The sequence below is a fragment of the Bradyrhizobium sp. USDA3516 genome, from assembly GCF_057651995.1.
Map to the genome: position 1 here is coordinate 217,290 of NZ_JBYGYN010000009.1, position 18,360 is coordinate 235,649.

Here is an 18,360-nt window from a genome sequence, read left to right on the forward strand (position 1 = left end):
GCGGCCCAACAAGAACATCAGCAACGGTCGGGGGTGATCGCGCTCCCGGCCGTTGCGCTTGAACGATCCAATCGGGGGGACACAAGTTGCTGCGTGTGCTGAATCGTTTTCTCGATCATCTCGAGGAATGGCTGATCGCGACGATGATCGCGGCTGCGACGTCGCTCATCTTCGTCGCGGTGCTGCACCGTTACGGCGCCGGGCTGTCGATCGACCTGGCCAAATGGGCGGAAGCCCGCAACCTGGCCTTCCTCGCCGTGCCCGCGCGCGCGACGTTCGCCTGGCTTGCCGCGCTCGATTTGTCCTGGGCGCAGGAGCTCTGCATCTACATGTTCATCTGGATGGCGAAGTTCGGCGCCGCCTACGGCGTGCGGACCGGCATCCATGTCGGCGTCGACGTGCTCGTCAACCGGCTTCCCGGCGGATCGCGCCGGCGCGTCATCACTTTCGGTCTGCTGTGCGGTGCTCTGTTCACCGCCATCATCGGCTATTTCGGCGCCGCCTTCGTCAGCCACATGTGGCACAGCGGCCAGCAATCCAACGACCTCGAAGCGCCGATGTGGATGGTCTATCTCACCATCCCGGTCGGTTCGGGGCTGATGTGCTTTCGCTTCCTCCAGGTTGCCTGGTCGTTCCATCGCACCGGCGAACTGCCGCATCACGACATGGCGGGCGTCGAGGGCGTCGAGGCGGATCCGGTGCATCCGGCTCCGGTGACGCGCAGCCAGGTCATCCGGGACGAGCGCAGCCCGCTCGGCTGGATCCTGATGCTGCTGCCGGTCCTGATCGTCGCCTTGTGCGTCGCTCATGCGGCTCATGTCATCACCCTGCCGCAGGGCCTGCGCGTCTTCATCGTGTTCGCGCTGCTGCTCTCCTTGATGCTCACGGGCATGCCGATCTCGATCGCGCTCGGTCTCACCGTGCTCAGCTTCATGTTCACGCTGACCGACGTGCGGACCGAATCGGTGGCGCTGAAGCTCTTTACCGGCATCGAGAATTTCGAGATCATGGCGATCCCGTTCTTCATCCTCGCCGGCAACTTCCTGACCCATGGCGGCGTGGCGCGGCGGATGATCGCCTTCGCAACCTCGCTGGTCGGCCATTGGTACGGCGGCCTTGCGCTGTCGGGCGTGGTCGCCTGCGCGCTGTTCGCCGCAATCTCCGGCTCCTCGCCGGCGACCGTGGTGGCGATCGGCTCGGTGATCCTGCCCGCGATGGTCGCGCAAGGCTTTCCGAAGCGCTTCGGGGCGGGCGTGATCACGACGTCGGGCTCGCTCGGCATTCTCATTCCGCCGTCGATCCCGATGGTGCTCTACGCCGTCTCGACCAACAGCTCCGTCGGCAAGCTGTTCATCGCCGGCATCGTGCCGGGGCTGGCGCTGGCCTCGCTGCTCGGCGCCACGACGTTCTACCGCGCCTGGCGCAACGATTATCCGCGGATGCCGAAGGCGACCTTCATGGAGCGTCTCGATGCGTTCCGCAAGTCGATCTGGGGCATCCTCCTGATCGTGATCGTGATCGGCGGCATCTACAGCGGCCTGTTCACGCCGACGGAAGCCGCCGCCGTCAGCGCAGTCTACGCCTTCATCGTCGCGGTGTTCATCTACAAGGACCTGAAGCTGCGCGACGTGCCGCGCGTGCTGCTGTCATCTGCCAACCTCTCGGCGATGCTGCTCTACATCATCACCAACGCCGTGCTGTTCTCGTTCCTGATGACCTACGAGAACGTGCCGCAGGCGCTGGCGCAATGGATGATCGACCAGGGCCTGGGCTGGATCGGCTTCCTGCTGCTCGTCAACATCCTGCTGCTGCTGGCCGGCAACGTGATGGAGCCGTCCTCGATCATCCTGATCATGGCGCCGATCCTGTTTCCGGTCGCGGTCAAGCTCGGCATCGACCCGATTCATTTCGGCATCCTGATGACGGTCAACATGGAGGTCGGGCTGTGCCATCCGCCGGTCGGCCTCAACCTCTACGTCGCCTCCGGCATCGCCAAGATGGGGATCACCGAGCTCACGGTCGCGGTGTGGCCGTGGCTGCTGACGATGCTGGGCTTCCTCGTGGTGGTGACCTATTGGCCCGGCCTGTCGCTGTGGCTGCCGCGGCTGCTCGGGATGTAGCGGGGCGAGCGTGTACCTCTCCCCCTTGTGGGGGCGAGGGTGGGATAGGGGCGCGCTGTCCCAAAGTTCCCGTCATTGCGAGCGCAGCGAAGCAATCCAAAAGTCCCTCCGCGGAAAGATCCTGGATTGCTTCGCTGCGCTCGCAATGACGAATTGACAGGGCCGGACGCATACACAAACCATGGCCGGTACCAGCCCGGCCATGACGCTTGCGCTTAAGTTGCCTTCCTACTCCGCGCTGCTCACCAGCTTGATCCGCGGTGCTTGCGCCTCGGTCAGGCTGCGATAAGCGGCGAGGTAGTCCAGGGCCATGCGGCGCGCGGTGAAGCGGGTCTCGAACTGCTTGCGGATCGCGGTGCGGTCGAGTTGCGGAAGCCGGCTCACCACGCCCGCGGCGCTGATGACGTCCTCGACGATGAAGCCGGTGAGGCCCTCGTCGATGATCTCCGGCACCGAGCCGCGGTTGAAGGCGACGACCGGCGTTCCGCACGCCATGGCCTCGATCATGACGAGGCCGAACGGCTCCGGCCAGTCGATCGGCAGCAAGAGGCCGAGCGCGCCGCTGAGGAAATCCGATTTCTCGTGATCGCTGATCTCGCCGATGAACTCCACCAATGGGTTGTTCTCGATCATCGGCCGGATCAGCTCGTCGTAATAATCCTGGTCGGCACGGTCGACCTTGGCCGCGATCTTGAGCGGAATGCCGCAATGGGTCGCGATCTTGATGGCGCGGTCGACGCCCTTCTCGGGCGCGATGCGGCCGAGCACGGCGAGGTATTCCTGTTTCGCCGGCTTCGGCGTCAGCAGATTCTCCGGCAGGCCATGGTGGATCGTCGTCACCCAGTTCGCCTGCGGCACCGGACGCCGCTGCGCATTGGAGATCGAGATGACGGGCATCTTGGCGAAGGTGTTGAAGACCGGCTGATGCTCCGGCAGATCGAGCCGGCCGTGCAGCGTGGTCACGAACGGGGTCGGCTGGCGGTGGAACAACGACCAGGGATAATAGTCGAGATGGAAGTGGAGGAAGTCGAACTCCTCGTCGTCACATTTCTGCCGCACCCGCTCCAGCAGCACCATGTGCAGCGCGTTGGGATCGCGCACGGAACCGTCGAGCCGAAGCGCCCGCGGCCATAATGCATCGAGCTTGGCCGATGTCTGCGAGTCGCCACTGGCGAAAAGCGTCACGTCGTGGCCCAGGGCCACCAGCTCTTCCGTCAACCAATGCACCACCCGCTCGGTGCCGCCATACAGCTTGGGTGGAACAGCCTCCGTCAACGGAGCTACCTGCGCGATGCGCATCTCACCATCTCCTCTGCGATCATGAATGTGAAACCCCCGCCTTTACGGCACCGGCAATGCCAGACGAGGGAACGTTCCCGCACCTGCGAAGTTCCTTCCCGCAAACGTTACATATTCGACAGTCGGGGAAGCGTCGCGATGCTGCCACCACATCTTCGCAGATCGTCCGCATCCGCATGTCGTGATGGAGTTGCCCGGGAACCGAGGCGAAGCGGTCGATGTTCACTCGACCAGTAACGAAACGAAAAACAGCATAACGGGGCGATAGCCATATGGATCAGCTTTCTGGATACGCGCGCAGGCCATTTGCCTTTGTCTTGCGCTATCTCCGGCGTCGTCTCGCGTCGCATTTGGTGATCCTGATCGCGGTCGTGGGGGCCGTTGCCTGCTCCGTAGGCACCCAGTATGGCGTCAAGGCCCTGGTCGACGCCTTGTCTGCCGGTCCCTCGTATGGCGGCGGCGTATGGCTGGCATTCATTCTGCTCATGTCACTGATTGCCGCCGACAACTTCCTGTGGCGGATCGCGAGCTGGACGGCGAGCTTCACCTTCGTCCGGGTCACGGGCGATTTACGGCGCGACATCTTTCGTCATCTGACCGGACACGCGCCGAGCTACTTCTCGGACCGGATGCCCGGCATGCTGACGAGCCGCATCACCGCGACCTCCAACGCGGTGTTCACCGTCGAGAACATGTTCGTCTGGAATGTGTTGCCGCCCTGCATTGCCACAATTGCGGCGATCATCCTGATTGGAACCGTCAGCCCCTATATGGCGCTCGGCCTGATCGCGATCGCGGGCGGCATGGTGGTTGCGATGTTTCGTCTGGCCGCGGCCGGCAAGCCGCTGCACGACGATTTCGCCGACAAGGCCGCATTGGTCGACGGCGAGATGATCGACGTCATCAGCAACATGCCGCTGGTGCGCGCCTTCTGCGGCATCAGCCACGAGCATGAGCGGTTCGACGCGACGGTCAACCAGGAGCTGACCGCGCGAAGCCGCAGCCTGCGTTACCTGGAGAAGCTGCGGCTGTTGCATGCCGTCATCACCGTGCTTCTGACCATTGCCCTGATGGCCTGGGCGATCTCGCTCTGGCAGAAGGGCGAAGCGACGACGGGCGACGTCGTGCTGGTCTGTACGCTCGGCATCTCCATCCTGAGCGCCACGCGCGATCTCGCGGTGGCGCTGGTCGACGTCACCCAGCACGTCGCGCGTCTGACCGAGGCGATCGCCACGCTGCTGGTGCCGCACGAGCTCCGCGACCACCCCGAGGCCGAGCCCCTGGTCAAGAGCGGCGCGGCCATCGCGTACAACAACGTCACCTTCGGCTATCCCGGCGGCGACAAGATCTTCGAGCGCTTCAGCCTGCGCCTGCAGCCCGGCCAGCGCGTCGGACTGGTCGGCCAGTCCGGCGGCGGCAAGTCGACGCTGTTCACGCTGCTGCAGCGTTTCTACGACGTCGACGAGGGCAGCATCACCATCGACGGCCAGGACATCTCGAAGGTGACGCAGTTGAGCCTGCGCGAGGCGATTTCCGTCGTGCCGCAGGACATTTCCCTGTTTCATCGCTCCATTCGCGAGAACATCCGCTACGGCCGGCCGAGCGCGACCGACGACGAGGTGCTGCGCGCGGCGATCGCGGCGCGCTGCGACTTCGTCGAGAGCCTGCCGGAGGGGCTCGACACCATGGTCGGCGACCGCGGCGTCAAGATGTCGGGCGGCCAGCGCCAGCGCATCGCCATCGCGCGCGCCTTCCTGAAGGACGCGCCGATCCTGCTGCTGGACGAGGCGACCGCCGCGCTCGACAGCGAATCCGAGGAGGCGATCCGCGAGGCGCTGTCGCGCCTGATGCGCGGCCGCACCGTGATCGCGATCGCCCATCGCCTCGCGACGCTGCGCAATTTCGACCGCGTCGTGGTGTTGAGAAATGGTAAGATCATCGAGGACGGCTCGCCCGAGCGTCTGATGCAGGGCCACGGGCCGTATCGTGAGCTGGTCACGCAGGAAATGAGCCGGCTCGCGCAAGCCGCCGCGTGAACCAACAGTCGCGTTGTCGAGTCGGTCGCGTTTCGAAACCAGCGCAGGGGAGCAGCTCATGTCGGCCGAAGCCGTAACCAAGTTCGTCTCCGTGACGCGGACCCCGGAACAGGTCGCGGAACAGCCCTTCTACATTCCGATGACCGGGCCCTCGGCCCGGCCGCGGCGTTCGCTCAAGCACGACGATACCTTCATCGTGCTCGACAGCCACGGCGACATCGGCGCGTCGGCCGGCGGGCCGGACGGGCTGTTCCATCATGATACGCGCTACCTCGCGCGCCTCGAGCTCGTGCTCGACGATCTCCAGCCGCTCCTGCTCGGATCGAATCTGCGCGACGACAATTCGGCGTTGACCGTCGACCTCACCAATCCGGACATCTACCGGCAGGGCAACCTCGTCCTGCAGAAGGACCTGTTGCACGTCGTGCGCACGATCTTCCTGTGGCGTGGCACCGCCTACCAGCGCATCGGCGTGCAGAACCACGGCGACCGGCGCACCAGCTTCAACCTGACGCTGCTGTTCGGCAACGACTTCGCCGATCTGTTCGAGGTCCGCGGCGAGCGGCGACCGCGCCGCGGGATCGGAACGAGCCGGCTGCTCGGACCGACCGACGTCCTGTTCGAATATCGCGGTCTCGACGACGCCGAGCGGACCACCGGGCTGCATTTCGATCCGCGCCCGACGCGGCTCTCGGTCGATGCCGCAACCTGGGAGCTTGACCTGGAGCCGCACCAGGCCAAATCGCTGTTCGTCGCCGTGTCCTGCAACCGGCCGGTGACGGAAAAGCCGGTGCGGTTCTTCCCGGGCCTGCTGGCGCACCGCCGCGAGATGCGGCACCAGACGGCCGGGGCCGCCAGCATCGAGACCTCCAACAACATCTTCAACGAGGTGCTGTGCCAGGCGATGGCCGACCTCAACATGCTGATGACCGAGACGCCGCAGGGACGCTATCCCTATGCCGGCATTCCCTGGTACTCGACGACGTTCGGGCGCGACGGCCTCATCACCGCGCTGCAGATGCTCTGGGTCGATCCGCGCATTGCCAAGGGCGTCCTGCGTCGGCTCGCGCATTTCCAGGCCGCAGCGGTCGATCCGCTCGCCGACGCCGCGCCCGGCAAGATCCTGCACGAGATGCGCGGCGGCGAGATGGCTGCGCTCGGAGAGGTTCCGTTCGCGCATTATTACGGCAGCGTCGATTCGACCGCGCTGTTCGTGCTGCTCGCAGGCAGCTATTTCGAGCGCACCGGCGACGAGGCCACGTTGATCGAGCTGTGGCCCGCGATCGAGGCGGGGCTGGCCTGGATCGACGGTCCCGGCGATCCCGATCAGGACGGCTTCGTCGAATACCAGCGCGCGACCGAGAAGGGGCTGGCGAACCAGGGCTGGAAGGATTCCTATGACGCGATCTTCCATGCCGACGGCCGGCTTGCCGAGGGCAATATCGCGCTCGCGGAGGTGCAAGGCTACGTCTTTGCCGCCAAGCAGCTCGCCGCACGCTGCGCGCTGCGGCTCGGCAAGCCGGACCGCGTGCGCAAGCTCGAGGCTGAAGCCAGGGCGCTGGCCGAGCGCTTCGAGCAGGCGTTCTGGTGCGAGGAGCTCGGCACCTATGCGCTCGCGCTCGACGGCAAGAAGCGGCCCTGCAAGGTCAGGACCTCGAACGCCGGACAGATCCTGTTCAGCGGCATGGTCCGGGAGGACCGCGCGCGTCTCGTCGCCGCCGATCTGATGCGGCCGCATTTCTTCTCGGGCTGGGGCATCCGCACCGTCGCGCAAGGCGAGGTGCGTTACAACCCGATGTCCTATCATGACGGATCGATCTGGCCGCACGACAATGCGCTGATCGCGCTGGGGCTGGCGCGCTACGGCCTCAAGCATTCGGTGGCGCATGTCTTCAAGGGGTTGTTCGACGCCGCGACCTACATGGATCTGCGCCGGTTGCCCGAATTGTTCTGCGGCTTCCGGCGCGAGAAGCGGCGCGGGCCGACGCTCTACCCGGTCGCCTGCGCGCCGCAGGCCTGGGCCAGCGCGACGCCGTTCACGCTGCTGGAAGCGGCGCTCGGCCTCGAATTCGACGTCGCGCGCGGCGAGATTCGCCTGCGCAACCCGCATCTGCCGGCGTTCCTCAACGAGGTGATCCTGCGCGATCTGCGCCTCGGCGAATCCAGCGTCGATCTTCGCGTCAGCCGTCACGGCGACGACGTGGCGCTGGAAGTGTTGCGCACGCGCGGTCAGATCCAGGTCTCGATCGTGCTGGCGCGCTAGAGGCGAGGAGGAGTTCATGCGTGCGATCGGAAGGTGGGTCCTGGGCGTGGCGATCGTCGCGGGCTTGACGGCCGCCGTATCGCGCGCGGCCGAGGAGCCGCCTGCATCCTCGAGCGAAGCAAAGGCACCGGCAAATGTGCAATCGCCGGCATCCGCAGTGCCCGTCACGCCCAAGGACGCCGCGCCGCCGCCCTCGGTGACCATCATCGGCGCGAGCGAGGCCCACGGCGTTCTCGGCCGCGACGTTCGCAGCGCCGCCGGCGAGGACATGGGGCGCATCGTCGACGTCATCGTCGATCGCACCGGCCATGTCCGCGCTGCGGCGATCGATTTCGGCGGCTTCCTCGGCGTCGGCAGCCGCAAGATAGTCGTGGATTGGAACGCGCTGCGCTTCGGCAAGATCGCCAACAAGAAGGACAGCATCACGCTGGAATTGACCAAGGCGCAGGTCGCGGCCGCACCGGAATACAAGGAGGACACGCCGATCGTCGTGCTCGGCGCGTCCGGCAGCCTTCAGCCGCTGCAGGCGATCCAGTGAGGTGCAGGGAGGGCTGACCGCCCGTGCTGTTGTCGAGGAAGCCGAACCATGCAGATCGCGGCGGCGTCGTCGAGCAGGACAACGTCGCGGAGCCGGCGGCTGGGGGCATTCCGGCGCCGTCGCGCCAGAGCCTGCGCGGCCTCGACTGGTTCATCTTCTTCCTCGCCGACGTGCAGACCGGATTCGGTCCCTTCATCGCCGTCTATCTAACGACGCAGAAATGGACCCAGGTCGAGATCGGGCTCGTGCTGTCGATCGGCGGCATCGTCGCCCTGATCGGCCAGATGCCGGGCGGCGCGATCATCGATGCCGCGAAATCGGAGCGCCTCGTCGCCGCCCTCGCGATCGCGACCATCGGCGCCTGCGCGCTGGCCTATGCGGTAATGCCGATCTTCCCCGTCGTGGTCACCGCCGCCACGCTGCATGCGATGGCGAGCTGCGTGCTCGGGCCCGCGATCGCCGCGATCAGCCTCGGCCTCGTCGGCCCGCTCGCGATCGGCGAACGGCTCGGCCGCAACGCGCGCTTCGCCTCGCTCGGCAACGGCGTCGCGGCGGCGGTGATGGGCACCGCGGGCTATCTGCTGTCGAGCCACTCGGTCTTCCTGGTCACCTTCCTGCTGGTGATCCCGACCCTGATCGCGCTGTCGCGCATCCGCGAGAACGAGATCGATATCAGGCGCTGTCACGGCGAGATGCCGCCTGAAGCCGCCGACCGCGGCGATCCCAATATCTGGCACCTGATCCGGCAGCGCCCGCTCATCGTGTTCGCGCTCAGCGTGCTGCTGCTGCAGCTCGCGAATGCCGCGATGATGCCGCTGATGGCGAGCGCGGTGACGGCGCGGTCGAGCCAATGGGCGACCGTGCTCGTGGCCTTCTGCATCGTCGTTCCGCAAGCGATCGTGGCGCTGCTGTCGCCGACGGTCGGGCGCAAGGCGCAAGCCTGGGGCCGGCGGCCGCTGCTGCTGATCGGATTTGGCGCATTGGCTATACGCGGCCTGTTGTTTGCGACCGTGCGCGATCCGTATCTCTTGGTGCTGGTGCAGGTGTTTGACGGCATCACCGCAGCTGTCTTCGCGGTGATGATCCCGCTGATCGTCGCCGATGTCGCCTTCGGCAGCGGGCATTTCAACCTGGCGCAGGGGATCGTCGGCACCGCCACAGGCATCGGCGCGTCGCTGAGCACGGTGCTCGGCGGCTACGTCAGTGACAAGTTCGGCAATGCCACCGCATTCATCGGGCTGTCCGGCGTTGCCGCGATGGGACTCCTGCTGATCCTCTTTGTGATGCCGGAGACGCGGCGCACGGGTCTGACCGCCACCAAAGAATTGGCCGGCTGAACGAATTCAGCCGGCCCAAAGTGGGTGGGGAAGAAGGTTGAGGATCAAGCGTCGAGATTGTGCAGGCGCTGGCGGTTGCGCAGCACGATCTGGCGGGCACCGGAGAAACCGAGAATGCCCTGAGCGTGCAGTTGCGACAGCGCGCGCGACACGGTCTCCAAGGTGAGGCCGAGATAGTCGCCGATGTCGCGGCGGCACATCGGCAACGCCATCATGCCGGCGACGGCGAGGCGGCGGTCCATTTCGAGCAGGAAGGTCGCAACGCGCTCCATCGCAGTCTTGCGGCCCAGCAGCAGCATGTGGTCCTCGGCATGGCGCAGCTCGCCGGCGGTCATGGCCCAGAGCTTGCGGGCGACCTGAACGTCGGTGCCGGCGGCCTTTTCGAGGCTGGCGCGCTTCACGAGGCGAACGGTGGTGTCGATGATGGCTTCAGCGGCGAGGCGGTGAGTGGGACCGGATTCGAGGCCGAACACGTCGCCCGGAAGATGGAAGGCGCCGATCTGGCGGCGGCCGTCGGAGAGAAGCTTGTAGCTGCGCACCGCGCCGGTGATGACCTGATAGACATATTCGGCCGTCTCGTCCTCGCCGTAGATCTCCTCGTCCTTGCCGTAGGAGAACTCGGTGGCGACCACACCGACACGGCCCGCGATCGCGCCGAACTGGTCGGTAACGGGGTGGGCAGGGGCAATCTTGCCACCGATTTGGGTGTTGATCGCCTGGGTGTTGAGCGTCTGGGTCAGCATCTGCGCCATCTCCGTTGTGATGACGCTTTCCTACGCGGTATCGGGTGCTTCGAAAATTTCGCGAGATATCTTAAGGAGGGTGCCTTACGTAGAATCCCGTAGGTCAGGCGCAGGGGCGGTCCTCGATCGCGTGGCGGATGCATTTGACGAGGTTTTCGTCCAGAAGCGGCTTCAAAACCACGTCCTTGATGCCAGCCGTCGCGGCGCGGGCCGAGATGTTCTCGTCGGGGTAGCCGGTGATCAGGATCACGGGGGCGTCGCGGTGGGATTTGCGCAGCCGGCCGGTCAGGTCGATGCCGTTGATGTCGGGCATCTTGTAGTCGATGACGTAGCAGTCCGGCCCGGGCGCGGCGCCGAGATTGAGCAGCGCCGTGCCGCTCCGGAAGGTCCGCACGGCGAAGCCGTCGGTCTCCAGCAGGAAGCGCAGGGATCCGAGGACTGCGGCATCATCGTCGACCACAAAGACGGTGGGCTGTGGGTAGGACGACGGCCGCGCATGATGTGGGCTGACCTCAACCATGCTGTCTGGCTAGCACGGCGCCGTGAAGCCGCCTTGACCTGCCTCAATCGTTGAGCATGCCGGCGCGCATCGCGAGGCGAACCAGCTCCGAAAGGCTGCTCGCCTGCATCTTGGTCATGACGTTGGCACGGTAGACCTCGATGGTCCGCGGGCTGATGTCGTATTCGCGGGCGATCAGCTTGTTGGAAAGGCCCGCGACCAGCCCCTCCATGACCTGGCGCTCCCGCGGGCTCAAGGACGCGACGCGAGCAGCGATGTCCTGTGCGACGGCCTCGTTCTTGGCGGCGGGCTCGGCCTGGCGGAGTGCCGACTCGATCATGGCGGTGAGCCGGTCGTCGTCGAACGGCTTCTCCAGGAAATCGACGGCCCCGAGCTTCATCGCCTCGACCGCCAGCGGCACGTCGCCATGACCGGTCATGATCACGATCGGGAACCGGCTTTGCTGCGCCTTCATCCGCTTCAAGAGCTCGATGCCGTCGAGGCCGGGCATGCGCACGTCGGAGACGACGCAGCCGAAATCGAGGCCGGGCAGGGCTTCGAGAAAGGCGAGCGCGTCGTCGAACAGGGTGACGGCGAAGCCGGCGGAATCCAGCAGGAAGTTCAGCGAGTCCCGCATCGCCGCGTCGTCGTCGATGACGTAAACTTTTCCATTGGTCGTCATGAATCAGCTCTCGTCGGTTGCCGGCAGGGTGAAGCGGAACGTCGCTCCGCCCGCTGCATTGCTCTCGGCCCACATGCGGCCGCCATGGGCCTCGATGATCGAGCGGCTGATGGAGAGTCCCACGCCCATGCCGGTGTCTTTGGTGGTGAAGAAGGTCTGAAACAGGTTTGGAATGACGTCTTCGCGGAAGCCGATGCCGGTGTCGGAGACCTCCACCTCGATCATGCCGTCGCCGACACGGGTGTTGGCGACGACCAGCTCGCGCCGCTGCGACTGCGACATCGCCTCGAGCGCGTTTCGGAACAGGTTGACCAGCACCTGCTGAATCTGCACCCGGTCGGCGAGAACGAGGTCGGCGTCGGGATCGAGGCTGAAGCGGAGCTGCACGTTCTGCTCGCGCGCGCCGGCGAGCCCGAGCGCGCCCGCTTCCTCGATCAGCTTGGACAGGCTCTCGACCCGCTTCTCCGATTCGCCGCGGGAGACGAAGTCGCGCAGGCGGCGGATGATCTGGCCGGCGCGCAGGGCCTGCTCCGCCGCCCGGTCCAGCGCGCTCTCGACCTTCGGCAAGTTGGGATCGGTGCTGCCGGCGAGGAGGCGCCGCGATCCCTTCATGTAATTGCTGATCGCCGCCAGCGGCTGGTTGAGCTCGTGGGCGAGCGCGGAAGCCATCTCGCCCATCGCGGTCAACCGCGACACGTGCACGAGCTCGGCTTGCAGCTCCTGGAGCCGCGCCTGGGTCTTCTGATGCTCGGTGAGGTCGCGCACGAAGCCGGTGAAATGAGGCTCGCCCGCGCGTTGCGTCTTGCCGACGGACAGGTGCATCGGGAACGTCGTGCCGTCGCGGCGTTTTCCCGTCACGATCCGGCCGATGCCGATGATGTGCGGGTCATTGGTCCTGAGGTAGCGCGTGAGATAGCCGTCGTGACGCGACTGATCGGGCTCCGGCATGAGAATGCTCACGTTCCGCCCGATGGCTTCCTGCTTGCTGTAGCCGAACAGCCGCTCCGCAGCGGTGCTGAAGAGCTGCATGATGCCGCGTGAATCGATGACGATCATGGCATCGGGCACAGTCTCGAGAATCGAACGAAGATGATTCTCCTGAGACCGCAGGGCTTCCTCGAGCTGTTTCTCCTCGTTGATGTCGAGGAATATCCCGCTGAGGTGACGCGGCGTGCCCGCATCGTCCCGGATCACGCCGGCCCTGGCGCGGATCCATTGGCCGTTTCCGGATGCACCGCCGATCTTGAAGGACAGGTCAAGGCCCCCGCCGCCTTCCGATGTGCGCCCGATCGCCTTCAGCAGGTGGTCCCGATCGCCTGGCTCCAACAGGGAAAGAAAAAGATCGTAGCTGACGACCTGGTCCGGCTTCAGTCCAAACAGCCGCCTCGCCGTGTCCGACCATTCGAGCTCGCGGGTCTGCAGGTCGAGGTCCCAGGTCCCGACCCCGAATCCCTCGATGCGAGCTCGGAAGGGCTCGCCCCGACCGTCGTCGGCCGGATGGATCACGCGGGTCGGCGCCAAGCTCTGCTCCTCTTCTCGGCGGGTCAGCAGGATGCCTTTACCGCTCCGGCAATGTCGCCCAAGGCTTGGCCGGAGGCAAGCGCGGACGTTGAATCCACTGGCGGATTCCCCATCGCAGGGAGAGCGGGCCACCAGGGGTGTTGGATTTGATCTATCTCAGCCTGTTGCGCGGCAACAGGTCTAAGATTCGAAAAAATTTCTGTAATGCTGGAGATCCCTGATGACATACGCGACCGTCATGGTCAGCCTGGCGCTCGATCAGCCCAACGAAGCCCGTCTTCAGGTCGCGGGCGAGCTTGCCGAACGATTCGATGCGGCCATCGTCGGGGTCGCTGCGGCGCAGTTCGCCCCGCCGCTCTACTTCACCGACGGTGCAGAGGCGCAAGCGCTGATCGACGAGGGCGAAGCTTCGGTCAAGCGGCGGCTCGCCGGCCTCGAAGCGCAATTCCGCGCGGCCGTGAAAAATCGCGGCGGGCATGCGGAGTGGCGCAGTGCCATGGATTATCCGGCCCGCTTCGTCACGGCGCAGGCACGTTGCGCCGACATCGTCGTCAGCGGTGGGCAGAGCCCGGCCTTCTCCGACGCTTTCTCGCTGGCGAGTCCCAAGGACCTGGTGATGCAGGCCGGCCGCCCGCTGCTCGTCGTTCCCGACCGGGCCAACTGGCTCGACCTGCGCAACGTGCTGGTGGCGTGGAAGGACTCGCCGGAGGCGCGGCGGGCAGTGGCCGGCGCGCTGCCGATGCTGCACAAGGCCAAGGACGTCACCATCGTGGAAATCCCGGAGCGGGGCGACGACCGTTCGGCCGTGATGGCCGGTGTCAGCGACGTTGCCGCCTGGCTCGGCCGTCACGGCATCACCGCGACCGCGCGGGTCCTCGAGGCCGCAGGAAACGAAACCCCTGCTGCGCAGTTGGAGAAGGTCGCCGCCGACACCGGCGCGGGCCTGATCGTCGCGGGCGCCTATGGTCATTCGAGATTTCGCGAACTGATCCTCGGCGGCGTCACCCAATATCTGGTGACGCAGACCGTCCGCAGCGTGCTGCTGTCGCACTGACATGCGGCCGGTCAGTTGAGGAATCGAGGGAGGACGCGCCGTGTATCAATTTCTCGAACAGACCGTCGACCGCTACATGACGCGCAACGTCAAGACGGTGCAGCGCGGCCTCGACCTGTTCCAGCTCAGCGAGATGTTCGAGACCGACGATTTCAATTCCTACCCGGTCGAAGACGACGGGCAGGTGGTCGGCATCGTCACCAAGTTCGACATCCTGAAGTGCTTCGCCTTCACGCCTAGCCAGATGTTGCCGCGCTACGACGACCTGATGAGCCGCAAGATCGGCGACGTCATGACGCCCGAGTTCATCTATGTCAGCCCCGACACGCGGCTGACACGCGTGCTCCAGATCATGGTCGAGCACCGCATCAGGAGCATCATCGTGCTCGACGGCACGCAGAAGCTGGTCGGCATCATCGCGCGCGAGGACGTCATCGCGGCGCTCAAGGCGACGGCGCGCGAGTGACGTCTGGATGCTTGGGTTCCAACCTCCGTGATTTCACGGAGGTGGTTACTTCCTTCTCCCCTTGTGGGAGAAGGTGGCGCGAAGCGCCGGATGAGGGGTCTGTTTCAACGGAAAAACTTTTCGTGCGGACCCAACCCCTCACCCAAGTGAGTTTGCTGAACTGTCCTCGCTGCCCTCTCCCACAAGGGGAGAGGGCGCTTCAACTGGCACTGCATCGGCTCACATTAACAGAAATCCATCCAGCTTGATTTCAATCAATTCCCCGCGAGGGTGAATGTGGTTTCTGGCAGCGTGTTCTTTCAGAGAGAATCCGCATGAGCCAGCCCTCCATCTCAAAATCCATGACCATCGGTGAAAGCGGCCTGGCTGTCGTATTCGCAGTCACCGCTTTCCTCTGCGTGATCGCCTCGGCCAAGGCGCTCGATGCGCCCTTCGCATTCCACGCCGCGCTCAGCGCGGCGGCGAGCCTGGCCGCGGTGTTCTTCATCGTCAACCGCTACTTCGAGCGGCCGGCGGCGTTGCCGCCGCAGGAAATCAACGGCCGCCCGAACTACAACATGGGGCCGATCAAGTTCGCCTCCTTCATGGCGATGTTCTGGGGCATTGCCGGATTCCTCGTCGGCCTCATCATCGCCTCGCAGCTGGCCTGGCCCGCGCTGAATTTCGATCTGCCATGGACCAGCTTCGGCCGCCTGCGGCCGCTGCACACCTCCGCCGTGATCTTCGCCTTCGGCGGCAACGTGCTGATCGCGACCTCGTTCTACGTGGTGCAGAAGTCCTGCCGCGCGCGCCTTGCCGGCGATCTCGCGCCGTGGTTCGTCGTGCTCGGCTACAACTTCTTCATCCTGATCGCGGGCACCGGCTATCTGCTCGGCGTCACGCAGGGGAAGGAATACGCCGAGCCCGAATGGTACTCGGACCTCTGGCTGACCATCGTCTGGGTGGTCTATCTGCTGGTCTTCCTCGTCACCGTCATCAAGCGCAAGGAACCGCACATCTTCGTCGCGAACTGGTTCTATCTCGCCTTCATCGTGACGATCGCGGTGCTTCATCTCGGCAACAACCCGGCGCTGCCCGTCTCCGTGTTCGGCTCCAAGTCCTACGTCGCCTGGGGCGGCATCCAGGACGCCATGTTCCAGTGGTGGTACGGCCACAACGCGGTCGGCTTCTTCCTGACGGCCGGCTTCCTCGCGATCATGTACTACTTCATCCCGAAGCGCGCCGAGCGGCCGATCTATTCCTATCGGCTCTCGATCATCCACTTCTGGGCGCTGATCTTCCTCTATATCTGGGCCGGCCCGCACCATCTGCACTACACGGCGCTGCCGGACTGGACGCAGACGCTCGGCATGACCTTCTCGATCATGCTGTGGATGCCCTCCTGGGGCGGCATGATCAACGGCCTGATGACGCTGTCGGGCGCCTGGGACAAGCTGCGTACCGATCCCGTGCTGCGCATGCTCGTGGTCTCCGTCGCCTTCTACGGCATGTCGACCTTCGAAGGCCCGATGATGTCGATCAAGGTGGTCAACTCGCTCAGCCACTACACCGACTGGACCATCGGCCACGTGCATTCCGGTGCGCTCGGCTGGGTCGGCTTCGTCTCCTTCGGCGCGCTGTACTGCCTGGTGCCGTGGGCCTGGAATCGCAAAGGCCTCTACAGCCTCAAGCTCGTCAACTGGCACTTCTGGATCGCCACCCTCGGCATCGTTCTCTACATCTCGGCGATGTGGGTGTCCGGCATCCTGCAGGGCCTGATGTGGCGCGCCTACACCTCGCTCGGCTTCCTCGAATATTCCTTCATCGAGACCGTCGAGGCGATGCATCCCTTCTACATCATCCGCGCCGCAGGCGGCGGCCTGTTCCTGATCGGCTCGCTGATCATGGCCTACAATCTCTGGATGACGGTTCGCGTCGGCGAACAGGAAGTCCAGATGCCCGTCGCTCTTCAGCCGGCGGAATGAGGAGCTCAAGCAATGTCGTTCTGGACACGCCACCAAGTCTTCGAAAAGAACTCGATCATCCTGATCGTCGGCATCCTGCTGGTGATCGCGGTCGGTGGTCTCGTCGAGATCACCCCGCTGTTCTACCTCAAGAGCACGATCGAGAAGGTCGACGGGGTGAGGCCCTACACGCCGCTCGAGCTCGCCGGACGCAACGTCTACGTCCGCGAGGGCTGCTATCTCTGCCACTCGCAGATGGTCCGCCCCCTGCGCGACGAGGTCGAGCGCTACGGCCACTTCTCGCTCGCCGCCGAGAGCATGTACGATCACCCGTTCCAGTGGGGCTCCAAGCGCACCGGACCTGATCTCGCCCGCGTCGGCGCCAAATATTCCGACGACTGGCACGTCACCCATCTGACCAACCCGCGCGCGATCGTGCCGCAGTCGGTGATGCCCGGCTATCCGTTCCTCAGCAAGGCCGAGGTCGACCCGGATGCGATCGCCGGCGACATGCGCGCGCTGAAGACCGTCGGGGTGCCCTATAGCGACGAGCAGCTCGCCAACGCCGCCGCCGACCTGAAGGCCCAGGCCGATCCGGACAATGCCGGCACCGACGCCTTCACCAAGCGCTACGCCAAGGCCGTCGTACGCAATTTCGACGGCAAGACCGGGACGCCGACCGAGATGGACGCGCTGGTTGCGTACCTGCAGATGCTGGGCACCCTGGTCGACTTCAAGATCTACAACGAGAAAGCCAATCTTCGCTGAGAAGGCATGAACGATGAAAGCCATCCTGACCGTCCATAATCTTGCGTCCGATCTCGTGACCACGATCTGGACACCGGTGTTCGTCGCGATCTTTCTCGCGATCATCGCCTACGCATTTTGGCCCCGTAACAAGGCTGCGTTCGACAAGGCAGCGCACCTGCCCTTGCGGGAGGAGTGAGAAACCATGACCGATCATTCTAGCGACATCGATTCTGTCTCCGGCAAGTCCACGACCGGGCACGAGTGGGACGGCATCAAGGAGCTCAACACGCCGCTGCCGCGATGGTGGGTGATCACCTTCTATCTCACCATCGTCTGGTCGATCGGCTACTGGATCGTCTATCCGGCCTGGCCGCTGATCCAAAGCAACACCACCGGCCTGTTCGGCTACTCCTCGCGCGCCGACGTCGCCGTCGAGCTCGCCAACCTCGAGAAGATCCGGGGTGACAAGATGGCGGCGCTGGGTACGGCCTCGCTCGTCGACATCGAGAAGGATCCGGCTCTGCTGGCGCTTGCGCGCGCCAAGGGCAAGACCGTGTTCGGCGACAATTGCGCGCCGTGCCACGGCACGGGTGCGACGGGGTCCAAGGGCTATCCCAACCTGAACGACGACGAATGGCTGTGGGGCGGCTCGCTCGACCAGATCATGCAGACCATCCAGTTCGGCGTGCGGTCGGGCCATGCCAAGACCCATGAGGGTCAGATGCTCGCCTTCGGCAAGGACGGCGTGCTGAAGAGCGACGAGATCGTCACGGTCGCCAATTACGTGCGGTCGCTGGCGGGCCTGTCCACCCGCAACGGCTACGACGCCGCCAAGGGCCAGAAGATCTTCGCGGAGAATTGCGCCGCCTGCCACGGCGATGCCGGCAAGGGCAACCAGGAGATGGGCGCACCCAACCTGACCGACAAGATCTGGCTCTACGGTTCCGACGAGGCCAGCCTGATCGAGACCATCGCCCAAGGCCGCGCCGGCGTGATGCCGGCCTGGGAAGGCCGGCTCGATCCCGCCACCATCAAGGCGATGGCGGTCTACGTGCACTCGCTCGGCGGCGGCAAATAGGCCGATCGGCGACCGACGACTTGCGGCGGGG

At 65.1% G+C, this 18,360-nt stretch carries 16 protein-coding genes and 1 pseudogene; 12 read left to right on the forward strand and 5 right to left on the reverse strand.

Annotated elements, in window-relative coordinates; genetic code table 11:
- Positions 1-143 precede the first annotated feature (143 nt).
- Both AC24YW_RS26815 and AC24YW_RS26820 read left to right on the forward strand, forming a co-directional pair.
- A pseudogene (locus AC24YW_RS26815) lies at positions 144-620 on the forward strand (TRAP transporter small permease); the annotation flags it as partial.
- Positions 621-839: 219 nt separating this feature from the next.
- Entirely contained in the window at positions 840-2,120 is a 1,281-nt protein-coding gene (locus tag AC24YW_RS26820; protein WP_487485689.1) for a TRAP transporter large permease, read from the forward strand.
- Positions 2,121-2,348: 228 nt separating this feature from the next.
- Here AC24YW_RS26820 and AC24YW_RS26825 read toward each other — a convergent pair whose 3' ends face one another.
- Positions 2,349-3,419 carry a glycosyltransferase family 4 protein gene (locus tag AC24YW_RS26825; RefSeq protein WP_487485539.1) on the reverse strand — a complete coding sequence of 357 codons (1,071 nt, stop codon included), beginning with the start codon at positions 3,417-3,419 and terminating at the stop codon, positions 2,349-2,351.
- Between the two features lie 272 nt (positions 3,420-3,691).
- On the opposite strand from AC24YW_RS26825, the gene AC24YW_RS26830 reads away from it, so the two are divergent.
- The 4 genes from AC24YW_RS26830 to AC24YW_RS26845 are packed head-to-tail and all read left to right on the forward strand — an operon-like array spanning position 3,692 to position 9,593.
- Positions 3,692-5,455, forward strand: coding sequence for an ABC transporter ATP-binding protein (locus AC24YW_RS26830; RefSeq protein WP_487485540.1), 1,764 nt, complete (start codon positions 3,692-3,694; stop codon positions 5,453-5,455).
- A 58-nt stretch (positions 5,456-5,513) separates the two neighbouring features.
- The gene (locus tag AC24YW_RS26835) at positions 5,514-7,718 is read left to right on the forward strand and encodes an amylo-alpha-1,6-glucosidase (protein WP_487485541.1); all 2,205 of its coding nucleotides are present in this window, start codon (positions 5,514-5,516) and stop codon (positions 7,716-7,718) included.
- Positions 7,719-7,734: 16 nt separating this feature from the next.
- Entirely contained in the window at positions 7,735-8,256 is a 522-nt protein-coding gene (locus AC24YW_RS26840; protein WP_487485542.1) for a PRC-barrel domain-containing protein, read from the forward strand.
- 23 nt (positions 8,257-8,279) lie between these two features.
- On the forward strand, positions 8,280-9,593 hold the full coding sequence (locus tag AC24YW_RS26845) for an MFS transporter (RefSeq protein ID WP_487485543.1): 1,314 nt from the start codon (positions 8,280-8,282) through the stop codon (positions 9,591-9,593).
- 44 nt (positions 9,594-9,637) lie between these two features.
- Here the strand turns inward: AC24YW_RS26845 and AC24YW_RS26850 are convergent, their stop codons facing one another.
- The 4 genes from AC24YW_RS26850 to fixL form a co-directional block, all read right to left on the reverse strand.
- Positions 9,638-10,336: a helix-turn-helix domain-containing protein gene (locus AC24YW_RS26850; protein WP_487485544.1), complete on the reverse strand. Its 699-nt coding sequence runs from the start codon at positions 10,334-10,336 to the stop codon at positions 9,638-9,640.
- A gap of 103 nt (positions 10,337-10,439) precedes the next feature.
- Positions 10,440-10,856, reverse strand: coding sequence for a response regulator transcription factor (locus AC24YW_RS26855; RefSeq protein WP_487485545.1), 417 nt, complete (start codon positions 10,854-10,856; stop codon positions 10,440-10,442).
- 43 nt (positions 10,857-10,899) lie between these two features.
- Positions 10,900-11,517, reverse strand: a complete 618-nt coding sequence (gene fixJ, locus AC24YW_RS26860) for a response regulator FixJ (protein WP_487485546.1) — start codon at positions 11,515-11,517, stop codon at positions 10,900-10,902.
- 3 nt (positions 11,518-11,520) lie between these two features.
- A complete protein-coding gene (fixL, locus tag AC24YW_RS26865) occupies positions 11,521-13,038 on the reverse strand; it encodes a sensor protein FixL (protein ID WP_487485547.1) in 1,518 nt (505 codons plus the stop codon).
- Positions 13,039-13,258: 220 nt separating this feature from the next.
- Here fixL and AC24YW_RS26870 point away from each other — a divergent pair, with 220 nt between their 5' ends.
- The 6 genes from AC24YW_RS26870 to ccoP all read left to right on the forward strand — a co-directional run bounded on the left by AC24YW_RS26870 (position 13,259) and on the right by ccoP (position 18,329).
- Positions 13,259-14,092 carry a universal stress protein gene (locus AC24YW_RS26870; RefSeq protein WP_487485548.1) on the forward strand — a complete coding sequence of 278 codons (834 nt, stop codon included), beginning with the start codon at positions 13,259-13,261 and terminating at the stop codon, positions 14,090-14,092.
- 40 nt (positions 14,093-14,132) lie between these two features.
- Complete coding sequence (locus AC24YW_RS26875; RefSeq protein ID WP_487485549.1) at positions 14,133-14,558, forward strand: CBS domain-containing protein; 426 nt, start codon at positions 14,133-14,135, stop codon at positions 14,556-14,558.
- Positions 14,559-14,872: 314 nt separating this feature from the next.
- Positions 14,873-16,522, forward strand: coding sequence for a cytochrome-c oxidase, cbb3-type subunit I (ccoN, locus tag AC24YW_RS26880; protein WP_487485550.1), 1,650 nt, complete (start codon positions 14,873-14,875; stop codon positions 16,520-16,522).
- A 12-nt stretch (positions 16,523-16,534) separates the two neighbouring features.
- A complete protein-coding gene (gene ccoO, locus AC24YW_RS26885; RefSeq protein ID WP_487485551.1) occupies positions 16,535-17,269 on the forward strand; it encodes a cytochrome-c oxidase, cbb3-type subunit II in 735 nt (244 codons plus the stop codon).
- Positions 17,270-17,282: 13 nt separating this feature from the next.
- Entirely contained in the window at positions 17,283-17,447 is a 165-nt protein-coding gene (locus tag AC24YW_RS26890) for a cbb3-type cytochrome oxidase subunit 3 (RefSeq protein ID WP_025034779.1), read from the forward strand.
- A gap of 6 nt (positions 17,448-17,453) precedes the next feature.
- Positions 17,454-18,329 carry a cytochrome-c oxidase, cbb3-type subunit III gene (gene ccoP, locus AC24YW_RS26895; RefSeq protein ID WP_487485552.1) on the forward strand — a complete coding sequence of 292 codons (876 nt, stop codon included), beginning with the start codon at positions 17,454-17,456 and terminating at the stop codon, positions 18,327-18,329.
- The last annotated feature ends 31 nt before the right edge of the window (positions 18,330-18,360 follow it).

What these genes read in the sequence shown, in the direction of transcription:
- AC24YW_RS26835 (WP_487485541.1), top strand. Translation starts at nt 5,514, where the DNA reads ATGTCGGCCGAAGCCGTAACCAAGTTCGTCTCCGTGACGCGGACCCCG.
- AC24YW_RS26855 (WP_487485545.1), bottom strand. Translation starts at nt 10,856, where the DNA reads ATGGTTGAGGTCAGCCCACATCATGCGCGGCCGTCGTCCTACCCACAG.
- AC24YW_RS26850 (WP_487485544.1), bottom strand. Translation starts at nt 10,336, where the DNA reads ATGCTGACCCAGACGCTCAACACCCAGGCGATCAACACCCAAATCGGT.
- AC24YW_RS26870 (WP_487485548.1), top strand. Translation starts at nt 13,259, where the DNA reads ATGACATACGCGACCGTCATGGTCAGCCTGGCGCTCGATCAGCCCAAC.
- ccoO (WP_487485551.1), top strand. Translation starts at nt 16,535, where the DNA reads ATGTCGTTCTGGACACGCCACCAAGTCTTCGAAAAGAACTCGATCATC.
- ccoP (WP_487485552.1), top strand. Translation starts at nt 17,454, where the DNA reads ATGACCGATCATTCTAGCGACATCGATTCTGTCTCCGGCAAGTCCACG.
- ccoN (WP_487485550.1), top strand. Translation starts at nt 14,873, where the DNA reads ATGAGCCAGCCCTCCATCTCAAAATCCATGACCATCGGTGAAAGCGGC.
- AC24YW_RS26830 (WP_487485540.1), top strand. Translation starts at nt 3,692, where the DNA reads ATGGATCAGCTTTCTGGATACGCGCGCAGGCCATTTGCCTTTGTCTTG.
- AC24YW_RS26890 (WP_025034779.1), top strand. Translation starts at nt 17,283, where the DNA reads ATGAAAGCCATCCTGACCGTCCATAATCTTGCGTCCGATCTCGTGACC.
- AC24YW_RS26840 (WP_487485542.1), top strand. Translation starts at nt 7,735, where the DNA reads ATGCGTGCGATCGGAAGGTGGGTCCTGGGCGTGGCGATCGTCGCGGGC.
- AC24YW_RS26825 (WP_487485539.1), bottom strand. Translation starts at nt 3,419, where the DNA reads ATGCGCATCGCGCAGGTAGCTCCGTTGACGGAGGCTGTTCCACCCAAG.
- fixJ (WP_487485546.1), bottom strand. Translation starts at nt 11,517, where the DNA reads ATGACGACCAATGGAAAAGTTTACGTCATCGACGACGACGCGGCGATG.